Annotated in this window: 17 protein-coding genes; 10 read left to right on the forward strand and 7 right to left on the reverse strand. The window is 62.4% G+C overall.

All coding sequences use genetic code 11. The features are described from left to right. Window positions 1-2: 2 nt before the first annotated feature. Entirely contained in the window at window positions 3-761 is a 759-nt protein-coding gene (locus ACZ9IU_RS01005) for a 3-deoxy-manno-octulosonate cytidylyltransferase (protein WP_038547933.1), read from the reverse strand. A gap of 153 nt (window positions 762-914) precedes the next feature. On the opposite strand from ACZ9IU_RS01005, the gene ACZ9IU_RS01010 reads away from it, so the two are divergent. After that, window positions 915-1493, forward strand: a complete 579-nt coding sequence (locus tag ACZ9IU_RS01010; RefSeq protein WP_038547936.1) for a c-type cytochrome — start codon at window positions 915-917, stop codon at window positions 1491-1493. 85 nt (window positions 1494-1578) lie between these two features. Here the strand turns inward: ACZ9IU_RS01010 and ACZ9IU_RS01015 are convergent, their stop codons facing one another. Then, window positions 1579-2523: an AEC family transporter gene (locus tag ACZ9IU_RS01015; RefSeq protein ID WP_038547939.1), complete on the reverse strand. Its 945-nt coding sequence runs from the start codon at window positions 2521-2523 to the stop codon at window positions 1579-1581. 361 nt (window positions 2524-2884) lie between these two features. On the opposite strand from ACZ9IU_RS01015, the gene ACZ9IU_RS01020 reads away from it, so the two are divergent. Further along, window positions 2885-3877, forward strand: a complete 993-nt coding sequence (locus ACZ9IU_RS01020) for an adenosine kinase (RefSeq protein WP_038547941.1) — start codon at window positions 2885-2887, stop codon at window positions 3875-3877. Window positions 3878-3895: 18 nt separating this feature from the next. On the opposite strand, the gene ACZ9IU_RS01025 is transcribed toward ACZ9IU_RS01020, so the two are convergent. Beyond that, window positions 3896-4438, reverse strand: coding sequence for an SH3 domain-containing protein (locus tag ACZ9IU_RS01025; RefSeq protein ID WP_038547943.1), 543 nt, complete (start codon window positions 4436-4438; stop codon window positions 3896-3898). Window positions 4439-4691: 253 nt separating this feature from the next. Between ACZ9IU_RS01025 and ACZ9IU_RS01030 the strand changes: the two genes are divergently transcribed. Further along, complete coding sequence (locus ACZ9IU_RS01030; RefSeq protein WP_038547946.1) at window positions 4692-5696, forward strand: 2-hydroxyacid dehydrogenase; 1005 nt, start codon at window positions 4692-4694, stop codon at window positions 5694-5696. Here ACZ9IU_RS01030 and ACZ9IU_RS01035 read toward each other — a convergent pair whose 3' ends face one another. Genes ACZ9IU_RS01035 through recF form a run of 3 tightly spaced genes read right to left on the reverse strand, consistent with a single transcriptional unit; the run spans window position 5697 to window position 8147 of the window. After that, window positions 5697-6167 (reverse strand): GNAT family N-acetyltransferase, encoded by a 471-nt coding sequence (locus ACZ9IU_RS01035; RefSeq protein ID WP_157885271.1) that lies wholly within the window; start codon window positions 6165-6167, stop codon window positions 5697-5699. Between the two features lie 26 nt (window positions 6168-6193). Further along, window positions 6194-6979 (reverse strand): molybdopterin-synthase adenylyltransferase MoeB, encoded by a 786-nt coding sequence (locus ACZ9IU_RS01040; RefSeq protein WP_038547949.1) that lies wholly within the window; start codon window positions 6977-6979, stop codon window positions 6194-6196. A 43-nt stretch (window positions 6980-7022) separates the two neighbouring features. After that, window positions 7023-8147 (reverse strand): DNA replication/repair protein RecF, encoded by a 1125-nt coding sequence (gene recF, locus ACZ9IU_RS01045; protein WP_038547952.1) that lies wholly within the window; start codon window positions 8145-8147, stop codon window positions 7023-7025. Window positions 8148-8446: 299 nt separating this feature from the next. On the opposite strand from recF, the gene ACZ9IU_RS01050 reads away from it, so the two are divergent. The 3 genes from ACZ9IU_RS01050 to ACZ9IU_RS01060 all read left to right on the forward strand — a co-directional run bounded on the left by ACZ9IU_RS01050 (window position 8447) and on the right by ACZ9IU_RS01060 (window position 10774). Continuing rightward, window positions 8447-9946 (forward strand): globin-coupled sensor protein, encoded by a 1500-nt coding sequence (locus ACZ9IU_RS01050; RefSeq protein WP_038547954.1) that lies wholly within the window; start codon window positions 8447-8449, stop codon window positions 9944-9946. A 71-nt stretch (window positions 9947-10017) separates the two neighbouring features. Then, the gene (locus ACZ9IU_RS01055) at window positions 10018-10575 is read left to right on the forward strand and encodes a cupin domain-containing protein (RefSeq protein WP_038547957.1); all 558 of its coding nucleotides are present in this window, start codon (window positions 10018-10020) and stop codon (window positions 10573-10575) included. After that, window positions 10568-10774, forward strand: coding sequence for a SlyX family protein (locus ACZ9IU_RS01060; RefSeq protein ID WP_038547960.1), 207 nt, complete (start codon window positions 10568-10570; stop codon window positions 10772-10774). The genes ACZ9IU_RS01055 and ACZ9IU_RS01060 overlap by 8 nt, the downstream gene beginning before the upstream one ends. A gap of 98 nt (window positions 10775-10872) precedes the next feature. Here ACZ9IU_RS01060 and ACZ9IU_RS01065 read toward each other — a convergent pair whose 3' ends face one another. Then, on the reverse strand, window positions 10873-11475 hold the full coding sequence (locus ACZ9IU_RS01065) for a TetR/AcrR family transcriptional regulator (protein WP_038547962.1): 603 nt from the start codon (window positions 11473-11475) through the stop codon (window positions 10873-10875). Between the two features lie 172 nt (window positions 11476-11647). Here ACZ9IU_RS01065 and ACZ9IU_RS01070 point away from each other — a divergent pair, with 172 nt between their 5' ends. The 4 genes from ACZ9IU_RS01070 to ACZ9IU_RS01085 all read left to right on the forward strand — a co-directional run bounded on the left by ACZ9IU_RS01070 (window position 11648) and on the right by ACZ9IU_RS01085 (window position 13567). After that, window positions 11648-11896, forward strand: a complete 249-nt coding sequence (locus ACZ9IU_RS01070) for a putative antibiotic biosynthesis monooxygenase (RefSeq protein ID WP_051900231.1) — start codon at window positions 11648-11650, stop codon at window positions 11894-11896. A gap of 88 nt (window positions 11897-11984) precedes the next feature. Beyond that, window positions 11985-12131, forward strand: coding sequence for a hypothetical protein (locus ACZ9IU_RS01075; RefSeq protein ID WP_367396515.1), 147 nt, complete (start codon window positions 11985-11987; stop codon window positions 12129-12131). Window positions 12132-12142: 11 nt separating this feature from the next. Further along, window positions 12143-12379, forward strand: a complete 237-nt coding sequence (locus tag ACZ9IU_RS01080; protein WP_367396516.1) for a hypothetical protein — start codon at window positions 12143-12145, stop codon at window positions 12377-12379. A gap of 204 nt (window positions 12380-12583) precedes the next feature. Then, window positions 12584-13567, forward strand: a complete 984-nt coding sequence (locus tag ACZ9IU_RS01085; protein WP_038547974.1) for a carbon-nitrogen hydrolase family protein — start codon at window positions 12584-12586, stop codon at window positions 13565-13567. The last annotated feature ends 54 nt before the right edge of the window (window positions 13568-13621 follow it).

Consider the following 13621-nt stretch of genomic DNA (forward strand, 5'->3'; position numbering starts at 1 on the left):
CGTTACGAGGAGGCACGGGCAAACAGGATCGCACGGGCCTTTTCAAGGTCGGCGGGAGTATCGACGCCCAATGGAACCGAGTCAACGATCTCGGCATCGATGCGCATGCCGGCTTCGAGCGCTCGGAGCTGTTCGAGTGATTCGCGCTTTTCGAGCGCGGAAGGCCCGAGCGACACGAATTTTTCGAGCGCCGCGCGGCGATAGGCGTAGAGCCCGATATGGTGATAGAGCGGCCCGTTGCCATAAGGTGCGGTGGCGCGGGTAAAATAGAGCGCCTTCAGCCGCGTCGCCGAGAGCGGCGAACCGACGATCTTCACCACGTTCGGATTGGTCTTCTCGTGTTCGTCGGTAATCACGACGGTCAACGTCGCGATATCGGTCGAGGGATTGTCGAGCGGCCTCAGCGAAGCGCGCACCGCTTCCGGCTCGATCGTCGGCAGGTCGCCCTGGACGTTGATCACGAAATCCATTTTCGCATCCGGATCGGCCTTCTGCACCGCCTCGAAAATGCGGTCCGAACCGGATTGATGGTCCTGCCGGGTCATCACCACGTCGAAGCCTGCGGCGGCCACCGCATCGTAGACGTCCTGGTGGTCGACGGCGACGATGATTCGCCCGACCTGCGCTTCCTCGGCTCGTTTTGCTACCTGCACGATCATCGGCAGGCCGGCAATATCAGCCAGAGGTTTCCCCGGCAGGCGTGTCGAGGCCATTCGTGCCGGGATCAACACCAGCGTCCGGTCAAAAGCCGAATTCTTCATGGAAAGACCCTTCTATTCCCGCGTAAACAGTGTCAAAAAGTCTCACGCGCGGAACGATAATCGTGTTGCAACAACCATGCAAAAGACATAGGTTCCGCGCGATTTCAAGATGGTCCGCTTTCTCATGAGGCGGTTGCGAAGGAGCATTTGCGGATGAACCCCAATGTCAACATGGCGGCAGGCGCCCTGCTTGCTACTGTTTTCGTCATGATGTCGGTGTCCATTGCCTCGGAAGGGATTTTCCATTCGGAGGTACCCGAGAAGGCAGGTTTTGCCATCATCGCCGCCGAAGAGCCCGCAGCCGGTGAAGCCGCAGCACCCGCTGCCGCCGCCGTTCCGATCGCGCAGCTTCTGGTGAAGGCCGACGCCAAGGCTGGCGAAGCCACATTCAAGAAGTGTCAGAGCTGTCATTCCGGTGAGAAGGGCGGACCGAACAAGGTCGGCCCGGATCTCTGGGGCGTTGTCGATCGTCCGGTCGGCGAACATGAAGGTTTCGCCTATTCGGCCGGCATGAAGGAATTCTCCAAGGGCGGTGCCGAGCACTGGACCTTCGACAATCTCAACCACTTCCTCACCGCTCCGAAGGCCTTCGTGAAGGGCACGGCGATGGGCTTTGCCGGTATCAAGAACGATTCCGAGCGCGCCAACCTGATCGCTTATCTGCGCACGCTGGCTGATTCGCCGGTTCCGCTCCCGGACCCGAACGCCGCACCGGCGCCCGCCACCAACTGATCGGCGGCTTTTTAGAGTTCCCAAATGAAAATGCCCGGCGTCAGTCGGGCATTTTCATTTCCAGCAGTCGATCCGGCGCGGCAATTCAGCCGAGAAGCCAGGCCCAGAAGCCGACAGTGAAGACCCCGAATGCGGTGGTCATGCTGATCACCGATGCTGCAAGGCTATGTCCCGAACGGAATCGCTGGGCGATCAGCCAGGCATTGATGCCGGTCGGCACCGACGCGGTCAGCACCAGCGCTGTCGCCCAGTCTTTCGGCAGGGCAAACAGATGGCTCATCAGGAAGACGAGTGTCGGGAGCAGCATCAGCTTGAGTACGGCCGCGGTGCCCGAAAGGCCGATATCGCCCCGGATCGGATATCGCGTCAGAGCCATGCCGATCGATATCAGAGCGACCGGACTTGCCGCGGCGGAAATCTGATCGACGACAATGGCGATCGCCGATGGGAAATGCAGGCCGAGGAAGTTGAAGGCGACGCCGACGATAAGCGCAATCACCAGGGGATTGCGGGCAAGGTTGGAGCCCACCTGCTTGAGCACCGCAGCAATGCCGCGCTTTTCGCCGCCGTCGACCTTGGCGGCCGCACCCTCCATCAGGATCGTGCCGGCCACCATCATCAGCGGCAGGTGGATCGCAAGCAGGATCGAGATCGCCACCAGTCCGTCCTTGCCGACCACATGCGCGACCAGCGGCAGGCCGATGAAGACGTTGTTGGCAAACGAGCCGGACATGCCGGCGATCACACCGATCTTCGCATCCCGGCCGAAAACGCGGGTGGTGAGGACATGACCGATCGCCCAGGTCATGGCGACACCGAGAAAATAGACGGTCCACAGTCGGAACGGCGAGGCGCCTTCGAAATGTGCATCCGCCAGCGTCCGGAAGATCAGCATGGGCACGGCGATCTTGAAGACGAATTCGCCGAGCGCGTCGCCGGTCTCCTCCTTCAATATCCCGGTTTTCGCTGCCATCCAGCCGATCAGGATCAGGATGAAGAGGGGCACGACATTCAGGAACACGGAGGACAAGAGGCAGGCTTTCTGTGGGGACGGTTTTATGCGTCTAACCCATGTCGCGGCTTGCCACAAATGCGTTGATGTAGAAAAGCCGCTTGAAAGCGAGGCGTGGCGATCGGCGCCGAACAAAAAAGCGGGGCAATCCCCGCTTTCCCTCCTGGTCTCGTCCAGGACATCCGATGGTCGGCCGCCAGTTCATCCGTGGTCGGCAACATAACCGGATCGCCATGCATATAACCTGTGACCGTGACACCAGAGTGACGGCCCAAAATGCCCCGGATCGCCGGTATCGCGGTTATTTTCCCTTCCAATCAGTGGAAAACCCGAATACCGGTTTTCGCGACAAACTGTTTCCCAAGAGGATCAAGACCGGATGCCCAAGTTCGACGTGCTCACCATCGGCAATGCCATCGTGGATATCCTCGCCCGCTGCGACGACGATTTCCTGAGCGAGAATGCGATCACCAAGGGTGCGATGAACCTGATCGATGCCGAACGCGCCGAGCTCCTTTATTCGAAGATGGGCCCGGCTGTGGAAGCGTCCGGCGGGTCGGCGGGCAACACGGCGGCCGGCATTGCCGGCTTCGGAGGCAAGGCGGCCTATTTCGGCAAGGTTGCGGAAGACCAACTCGGCAACATCTTCCAGCACGACATCCGCGCCCAGGGCGTTCATTATCGGACCAGGCCGGAAGGCACCAATCCGCCGACCGCCCGCTCGATGATCTTCGTGACGCCGGATGGCGAGCGTTCGATGAACACCTATCTCGGTGCCTGTGTCGATCTCGGCCCGGAACATGTGGAAGAGGACGTCGTCGCCGAAGCCAAGGTCACCTATTTCGAAGGTTACCTCTGGGATCCGCCGCGCGCCAAGGAAGCGATCCGCGAATCGGCCCGCATCGCCCATGAGCATGGCCGGGAAGTGTCGATGACGCTGTCCGACCCCTTCTGCGTCGGCCGCTACCGCGCCGAGTTCCTCGACCTGATGCGCTCCGGCACCGTCGACATCGTGTTTGCCAACAAACAGGAAGCGCTGTCGCTCTACGAGACCGAGGATTTCGAACTGGCGCTGAAGAAGATCTCGCAGGATTGCAAGCTGGCGGCGGTGACGCTCAGCGAGGAAGGCGCGATCATCGTTCGCGGCGACGAACGCGTGAAGGTCGCGGCCTATCCGATCAGGGAACTGGTCGATACGACCGGCGCCGGCGATCTGTTCGCGGCCGGTTTCCTGTTCGGTTACACCCAGGATCGTTCGCTGGAGGATTGCGGCAAGCTCGGCTGCCTGGCGGCTGCCATCTGCATCCAGCAGATCGGCCCGCGCCCGATGGCGTCGCTCACCGAAGCTGCGGCGCGCGAAGGCCTCATCTGAGGCCTCGCAGGAAAAATCTTATTTGAACGCTTCGCCCGGATAAGCGCCCCAGACTTCGGCCTGGGCGACCCAGCCCTCGGAGCCGTTGGTCTCGACCCGGCACCAGTCGCCGTTGCATTCCTTGATCTGCAGCACGACGCCCGGCTCCAGCTTGGCGAGGATGGCGGCGGTGCCTTGCGGGTCGCGGCGCATGTTGACGTAGATATCCTTGCCCTTGCCACGCATCCAGGGGGCGGCCACCGCAGTCCGCTCGCCTGAAAGCAGGGCCTGGTTCACCCAGCCCTCGGTGCCCTCGGCATCGCGAACCCGCCGCCAGTTTTCGTATTCCTGGATGATTTCCATCGGCGTGCCGGACTTCATATACATCCAGGACACCGCATAGTCTGTGCTCGGGCCGATGCGGATATTGACCTTCCTCGACTTGAGGCTGACGAAACGCGGCAGCGGCAGGCCGCTCGGGCCTTTTGCCGCACCCTGCGCAAAGCTCGGGGCGGTTGTGGATAGGGAGGCGACAAGCCCGAAGGAAAGAGCGATGAAGGAGTTGAGAATGGCGCGACGCATGTGTTTGGTTCCGGCTGAGCGATCTCGGGCTTTCGGGAACCTCGCGAGGTTTTGTTTGTCTTCGCTGACGGGTCTGGTAGAAAACGCCCTGGATGAACTGAATATCGCGCGACTTGGTTAAGGACCTCCTAAAGCAGGCCGCCCGAAAGCGGGTACCGGTTTCGGGATAACGACAAGCGTCGAACAAAAGCTTGAAGCACGAAACCCGGATACGTTCAGGTTTCGCGCTTCAGGGCGTCAGGCAGAGAGTTTCATGACGGCGAAGAAGAAACCCAAGGTCTATATCACCCGTAAGCTGCCGGATGCGGTGGAAACCCGCATGCGCGAGCTGTTCGAGGCCGAGCTCAATATCGACGACGCGCCCCGTACCCGCGACGAGCTGGCGGCGGCGATGAAATCGGCCGACGTGCTGGTGCCGACGGTGACCGACCGTATCGATGAGGCGCTGATCGAGGAGGCCGGCCCGCAGCTGAAGCTGATCGCCAGCTTCTCCAACGGCTTCGACCATATCGATGTCGATGCGGCCGCGAGGAAAGGCATCACCGTCACCAATACGCCGAACGTGCTGACCGAGGACACAGCCGACATGACCGTGGCGCTGATCCTTGCCGTCAACCGGCGGCTCGCGGAGGGCTCGCGCATCCTGACCGACAAGCCGGGCGAGTGGACCGGCTGGAGCCCGACCTGGATGCTCGGTCGGCGGATCTGGGGCAAACGTATCGGCATCGTCGGCATGGGCCGCATCGGCACCGCCGTCGCCCGCCGTGCCAAGGCTTTCGGCCTGTCCATCCACTATCACAACCGCAAGCGCGTCAGCCCGGCGACCGAAGAGGAGCTCGAGGCGACCTATTGGGACAGCCTCGACCAGATGCTCGCCCGCGTCGATATCGTCTCGGTCAATTGTCCCTCGACGCCGGCGACCTTCCATCTTCTGTCGGCACGACGGCTCGCGCTGATGCAGCCGAGTTCGATCATCGTCAACACTGCCCGCGGTGACATCATCGACGAGGCGGCGATGATCCAGCTTTTGCGCGACAACAAGATCGCCGGCGCCGGGCTGGACGTCTACCAGAACGAGCCGGCGGTGAACCCGAAACTGGTCAAGCTCGCTCATCAGGGCCGGGTCGTGCTGCTGCCGCATATGGGCTCTGCGACGATCGAGGGCCGGATCGACATGGGCGACAAGGTGATCATCAACATCCGCACCTTCTTCGACGGCCACCGCCCGCCGAACCGGGTGCTCCCGGGCCGCAACTGATCAGTCGAGACGCTTCTGCATCTCGATCGAGGTGGTGCGGGTGAAGCCAGGATGGGAGTTTTCCGCCGTCCTGGCGAAACCCCATCTTGCGAAGGTCGCATGATTGTCGGTGAGCTCGATGCGGGTTTCGAGCCGCAGGGCGGGCAAGCCTTTTTCCCGAGCAATCCCTTCCGCGACGGTCAACAGCCGGCGGCCTATGCCCTTGCCCTGGCTCGCCGGGGCGATGGCGAGCTTGCCGATATAGAGGAAGCCCGGCTCCGGTTTGCAGAAGACGCAGCCGGTCAGCCTGCCGCCCTCGATTGCCGCAAACGCGATCTCGTCGCGAGCCTTCTGGGCGAGCGACGCCAGCGTCAGCCGATGTGCCGAGGAGGGCGGATCGACGATGTCGTCCATGTAAGCGAAGGAAGACAGGATAAGCGCCAGAAGTTCGTCCCAGCGCCCGAAAGCCTCGTCTATGCGGGCGATCTCGATCACGGGCTCAATCGCTGGCGGCTCGATCACTCGGCGGCAGCCTTGGCCGTGCGGCGCTTATATTTGATCGTGTCGAAACGGGCCGACAGCGAATCGTAGAGCATCAGCCGTCCCACCAGCGGTTCGCCGATGCCGGTGACAAGCTTGATCGCCTCCATTGCCATCAGCGTGCCGATGACCCCCGTCAGTGCACCCACGACGCCGGTCTCGGCGCAGGAAGGGATCAACCCCGCTGGCGGCTTTTCCGGAAACAGATCGCGATAGCCGGGGTTGAGAACGCCGTCCGGCCCCGTCTCATAGGGTTTCGTCACCGTCACCGACCCGTCGAACCGGCCGACCGCGCCTGTCACCAGCGGTATCCGCGTGAGTTCCGCGGCATCGGCCGCCGCGTAGCGGGTATCGAAATTGTCGGATCCGTCGATCAGCAGGTCGAAAAGGGCGAGCTTGCGTGCCGCCCATTCGGCGGAAAAACGCTCCTCGAAATCGACGACCCGGACATGCGGATTGAGACGGGCGATTGCCTCGCGGGCGCTCCTCGTCTTCAGCTCGCCGATCGTGCCGGTATCGTGGATGACCTGCCGCTGCAGGTTGGAAAGGGAAACCAGGTCGTCGTCGATGATCCCCAGCGTACCGATGCCGGCCGCCGCCAGATATTCGAGGATCGGCGCACCGAGCCCGCCGGCGCCGATCACCAGCACGCGGGCATTCTTCATCCTCTGCTGCCCCGTGCCGCCGATTTCCGGCAGCAGGATATGGCGGCGGTACCGCTCGATCTCGTCTTGGCTCAATTTTTCCGGGGTCAGGCTCTCCATCACGCAATCATATCACCGGCTGCCAAGTCGCGTAAGGTGGATTTCAAACGCTGATGCCGCCATGGGCGACGGTAAAGAACTGTGCCCGGTCGGCCAGCGCGGAAAACATTGCCCGATCGGTGCCGGTCATGAAGGACTGGCCGCCGAGACCATGGACGAGATCGAAAAGAGCCGCCCTCCGGCCTTCGTCGAGATGGGCGGCGATCTCGTCGAGCAGAAGGATCGGTGCGTAACCGGTCATGTCGGCCGTCAGCCGCGCGTGGGCAAGCACGAGGCCGATCAGCAGCGCCTTCTGTTCGCCGGTCGAACAGCGTGCGGCCTCCATGTCCTTTTCGCGGTGGCGCACCAGCAGGTCGGTACGGTGCGGCCCGTCGAGCGTGCGGCCGGCCGCGGCATCGCGACTGCGGCCGCTGCGCAGCATGTCGAGATAGTTTTCTTCAAGATCGGCTGCCGGGCGGTCCATCGCACCGTCCATGAAGCCTTCGAGTGTCAGAACGGGGGTGGGGAACGGCGTCTTGCCGGAATTGCCGGATAGGGCCCTCAAAAGCCCGAGCATCTCCTGCCTGGCGGCGGCCATGGCGATGCCGAGGCCGGCCATCTGCGTCTCGATGGCCGACAGCCAGGAAGGGTCGAAGCGGCCTTCCGACAGCAGCCGATTGCGGCTCCTCATGGCGCGCTCGAAGTCGCTCGCCCGCCGGCCATGCCCGGGATCGAGCGACAGGACGAGGCGGTCGAGGAAACGGCGGCGGTCCGATGAGGCACCGGTGAACAGCCCGTCCATCGCCGGCGTCAGCCACAGGACGCTCAGGTGGTCGGTAAGTTCCTCGGTCGATTTGGCCGGGGTGCCGTTGATCCTGAGCTTGCGGGTAACGCTTTCGCCTTCGCCAGGTTCGATGCCGGTGCCGATCGAGACCTCGCCGTCCATGCCGTCGACATCGGCAAAGATGGTGAACCCGCCGGCGGCGCCGACGCGCGTCACGTCGGACAGCACGGCGCGGCGCAGTCCGCGGCCGGGCGACAGGAAGGAGACGGCTTCCAAGAGATTGGTCTTGCCCGCGCCGTTCTCGCCGGTCAACACCACATGGCGCCCGTCGAGCGGCAGCGCCGCTTCCGCATAATTGCGGAAATCGGTGAGCTTCAGCCGGGAAAGGGAGGTCTTCTGCGCCATCGGGAATCTTAAGGTTTCGTGAAACAGGAGCTAAGGGCTCAAAGCCCGGATGGCAAGCTCTTGCTTGGGGAGACTGACGCCCCTCAGCTCTGAACAGAGCTTCGGCGCCCTACTTGCGAACGTCTCGTGAGGCTTCCCGCCCGAATATCGTTTTCAATGCACTCCAATTTATAATTATTCAAAAACTAGGAGGCATGGCTAACAGCGCGTTAAAGCTTCACTCCTAGAAGTGCCGATGCACGCATACGCATCTCATGTCCGGATGGCCGTGTGGACCCCTTCAATCTCCGGAGACCTCCATGAAAGACCAGAACCACAAAGCCGATCTCGCCGAACGCCTTGAATTCATTGGCCTTGGCCAAGAGCAGCGCCGGTCTCTCGCCGAGATTCGGCCCGTCATCAAGGAAACGGTCGGCGGCGTGCTGGATGCCTTCTACCGCAAGGTCAAGGGCAACCCGCAGACGGCCAAGTTCTTCTCCAACGACGCCCATATCGCCCATGCCAAGAGCCGCCAGGCTGCCCATTGGGAAGGCATCGCATCCGGCAAATACGATGACAATTATGTGGACGCGGTTTCCGCGATCGGCCGCACCCATGCCCGGCTCGGCCTCGAGCCGCGCTGGTATATCGGCGGTTACGCGCTGGTCCTCGACGGCATCATCCGCGCCGTGGTGGCCCGGGAGATGAGCGGCTTCTTCCAGGAGAAGAAGGCGAAGGTGCTTTCTGAGCATCTTTCTTCCGTCGTCAAGGCCGCCCTTCTGGACATGGACTACGCCATTTCGGTCTATCTCGAGGCGTTGGACGACGAGCGCAGAGAGGTCGAAGCCAGGCAGGAAAAGGCCAAGGCCGAGCAGGAGGCAGCGCTTGCGGCGCTCGATGGCGCCCTGAAGAGCCTTTCCGATGGTGATCTGACATCCGAACTCTGGCAGGAACTGGCACCGAATTTCGCCAAGCTGCGGCAGAACTACAATTCCTCCGTTGCCGAGCTCGACGCGGCGATGCGCGAGATCAGCACCTCCGTCGAACAGGTGCGCGCCGAGGCGGGCGGCATTTCGTCGGCTGCAGAAAACATGGCCCGGCGCACGGAGCAGCAGGCTTCTGCGCTCGAACAGACAGCGGCGGCATTGGAAGAGATTACCACGATTTCCGGCCAGGCCGCGCAGCGGACCCGCGAAGTGCAGGTGATTGCCCGTGAATCCGCCTCGGAGACGGTCCGCTCCGGCAAGGTGGTCGAGGAAGCGATTGCAGCGATGGGCGATATCGAGCAGTCCTCGCAGAAGATGACCCAGATCATCGGGGCGATCGACGAGATCGCCTTCCAGACCAATCTTCTGGCGCTCAATGCAGGCGTGGAAGCGGCCCGCGCGGGCGAACAGGGCAAGGGTTTTGCGGTCGTCGCGCAGGAAGTCCGCGAGCTGGCGCAGCGATCCGCGGCGGCCGCCAAGGAGATCAAGGAACTGATCGACCAGTCTTCGACGGACGTCCACCGCGGCGTCGAACTCGTCAACAGGACGGGACAGGCGTTGGTCGGCATCGGTGATCGCGTCAAGTCGATCGACGACCATATATCGTCGATCGCCCGTTCGGCCCAGGAACAGGCTTCCGGCATCGAGGAGATCAATTCCGCGATCCGCAGCATGGACCAGATCACCCAGCAGAACGCCGCGCTGATGGAGGAGACCAACGCCTCGACCCGGAGCCTCGTCGGCATCAGCGGCCGGCTGGCGGCGCTGCTCGGCCACTTCAAGACAAGGGCCGTGCGCGAGACCCGCACCGAGCGTCCGCGCCTGCGCGCCTGATCTTCGACCTGAAACATGGACCGGGCGGTTCCGGTCGGCTAATGTTGCTCGGCTTTCAGAGGAGCCGCGACATGACCGATCCGACCCGTGACGGGGACCGCCCTTCCCATATCCGCCACTGGACCGAGGTGGAAAAGCCCCAGGAGAAACACTATCGCGGCGATGACGAGCTGATGGGCTTCGGCGCCGCGCTCGCCCGGCAGTTCGGCCTCACGCGGCTCGGCATTCACCATCATCGCCTGCCGCCCGGCCGCCGCACCTCCTTTCCCCATGCGGAGGAACTCGAGGAAGAATTCATCTACGTGATCGAAGGAAATCCGGAGGTCTGGCTGGATGGCGAGGTCTATCCGCTGAAACCGGGCGACTCGGTCGGTTTCCCGGCCGGCACGGGGATTGCTCATACCTTCATCAACAACACGGATGCGGAAGTGCGCCTTCTGGTGATCGGGGAGGCCAACAAGGACGAAAACCGGCTGTTCTATCCAAAGAATCTCGACCTGAAGGCGATCCGTTCGGATTGGTGGGACGACGCCCCCCGGCGCCCGCTCGGGGACCATGACGGCATGCCGGATCAGGTGCGGGTCTGGAAGGCCGGTCAGAAAGCAGCGAAGGAAACGACAGGTGAGTGACGAGGAAAGACTGATCAGGCTCGAGGAACTTGCCGCCTACCAAACCAAGGTGATCGAGGAATTGTCCGATCAGCTCGCCGAGCAATGGAAGGTGATGGAACAGACACGCGCCAAGCTCGACCGGCTGACCGAGCGGTTCCTGTCGCTGGAGGAGACCTCGCTGGAAGCGCCGGCCGTCACCAGACCGCCGCATTATTGACCGCCCGGTTGCCGCTCAGGCGGCGCGGGGCTTTCGTCGCTTGAGCGCCACATATTCCCTCGGCCGATTGGACACGGGCGGGCGGATGTTCCGGAGACCTACTGTGCCTTTAAGCCGTGCACGAGGTGCCGAACCACCAGGCGCAGCTGTTCCGGCGCAATCTCCAGCCGGTCGGTGAGCAGCCGTTTCCACACGAAGCTCGTTATGATCTCCATGGCAAGCTCGGGTACGACCCAATCGGCCACTTCGTCTCGGGCCTTTGCCCGGCGGAATATTTCGCCGCCCTGCTGGTATCGCTCGGCCATGTAGGCCGCGAGCGCCTTGCTGGCCGCCGGGTCGGTCTGGGCCTCGGCGATGACGGAGCGGAAAACCGCGCCTCCATGGCCGGTATTCCAGAACTCGAGCAAGTCGCTCAGGAGTTGGAAGATATCCGTCTCGATCGCCCCGGTATCGGGTGCGATATCGACGAATTTCTGGCGATGGTAGACGTCCAGAAGCAGGATCGTACGCGTCGGCCACCACCGATAAATCGTCGGTTTGCCCGCATGGGCTCGCCGGGCGACGGCCTCGATCGAAAACGATCCGAGCCCGCCCTCGACAAGGATTTCCTCCGCAGCCTGGAGAATGGCGTCCTGGCTGGCAGGATTGCGCTGGGCGCCGATCGAGGTGCGGCGGGCGTCCGCAGCCTTTTTCCCAGTCATGCGGACCCCCCAAGCAAAATTTTATTCGACATCACAAGAGTCCTACTTGAACGAAACGGATCGTTTCGTTATATGAGCTCCATGGAAACGGACCGTTTCTATGGAGCTCATAGTGACCACAGCAACTTTAACCCTCAGTTCCGATAGCAGAAATCAAGCCATGGAGGCGCAATTGCAGACCGTACCCGCTCGCGTCAACCCTTCGAAGGGGCGTCTCGCCCTCGTAATGATCCTCGCCATCTATCCGTTGATCACCGTACTTCTCTATATCCTCGCGCCACTCACCGAAGGTTGGGCCGTGTGGCATCGAACGATCCTGATCGCGCCAATCATGGTGCTGTCGATCGTATTTGTCGTCTCGCCGGCAATCCAGAGATATTTCGGCTGGTTCGTGGCCCGCATGCCTTCGCCGACAAAATAGGCTGATTTGACGGGTGTCAATCGGCGTGCCGAAAATGCTGATAGAGAGGAAGAGCCGGACAATGCCGGTCATTTCGACAGGCACTTGCATGACCCCTCCGGAATTCATCCTCGCCATTCTTCTGCTTCTCTGTACGCCAGGACCAACCAATACGCTGATGGCGCTCGGCGGATACTCGCGCGGCTGGCTGAAGAGCCTGCCGCTGATCGGCAGGTCTTCGTCACCACGGTTTTGAACCCCAAGGCGTTGATCATCGCGCTCGTCATCATGCCGCAAGGCGGCCTCACCGAACTCGCGCCCTGGCTTGCGCTGTTTGCCGGGCTGGTGCTTTTGGCCGCTAACGGCTGGATCGCCTTCGGCAACCTGATGCGGCGGACCGAGCTTTTTGAGGTGAAACCGATCGTCATACGTCGCGCCGCCGCCGTCTGTCTCCTCCTCTTCGCAATGATCCTCGCCAGCGCGTCGATCCAGTCGCTGGCCTGAAATAGACGGTCTCCACCCGAGTTGACGAATCAAGGCCTGATTGGCATCTTTTGCCTTGCGTGGCCCACGCCGAACCTCCCCGGACCTTCCCCAGCATGGTCCTGAAACAGAGGCAAAGGGACTTCAGTCTCGGGTCGCTCTCTTGGTCCGACCGTTTCGGATGTGGTTGCTGGGGAACTCCGTCCGGGACGTGAAAGGCTCAAGATGACCCAGAATGGAAATTTCAAGCGCCGTGTCCGTGCCCGTGCCGAAAAGACAGGCGAATCCTATACCGCAGCCCTCAGCCACATCCGCGACAGTGCCCCGAGCGATCCGGTGCCGCAGGCCAGATCGGTGCGCCTGGCGGTGGCGCAGACCACTCCCTATGTCGATCCCCGCAGCGTGGCCGAGCTTCGTGCAAGCGGCGAGGAGATGCGACGCCTGATGCGCGAAGCGCAAAAGGCGAGCGCGAGGGTGATACACTTCCCCGAAGGAGCGACCTGCTCTCCCAACAAGCGCATCATGTCCTCGACCGGCCGCGATCCGGTCGGGCCGTCCGACTGGAGCCGGTTCGAATGGACCGTGCTGCGCGAGGAACTGGATGCCACGCGAGCGCTGGCGCGCGAACTCGGGCTGTTTGCGGTGATCGGTTCCGTGCATCAGCTCACCGAGCCGCATCGGCCGCACAACAGCCTCTATATCGTCTCCGACAGGGGAGAGCTGGTAACCCGCTACGACGAGCGCCTGCTCTCGAACACCAAGATCTCGTTCATGTATACGCCGGGTTCGACCCCGGTGATCTTCGAGGTCGATGGCGTCCGCTTCGGCTGCTCGCTCGGCATGGAGACGCATTTTCCCGAGATTTTCAGGGAATACGAGCAGCTCGACGTCGATTGCGTGCTGTTCTCGACCACCGGCGCGACGCCGGCCTTTGCGGCCGAGGCACTGGGGCATGCGGCGAGCAACCGCTATTGGGTGAGTTTCTCGGTGCTGGCCTATCCCGGTTTCATGCCGCCTTCCGGGATCGCTTCGCCCAGCGGAGAATGGGTGGCCCAATGCCGGGCCGATGCGGCGCCTTCGCTTGCGATCGTCGATGTCGACCACAATCCGGGAGAGATCGCCCGCCCCTGGAGGCGAACCGCACGTGCCGGCATCTATGAGCCGCATATGGTCAAGGACCCGCGCAGCGGCGTCCGTGATACGTTCTAGACGCTCAACGAAAAAGCCGCCCGCAACGGTCTGTTGCGGGCGGCTTCAAAATTG

The sequence above is a fragment of the Mesorhizobium sp. USDA 4132 genome (genome assembly GCF_056279545.1).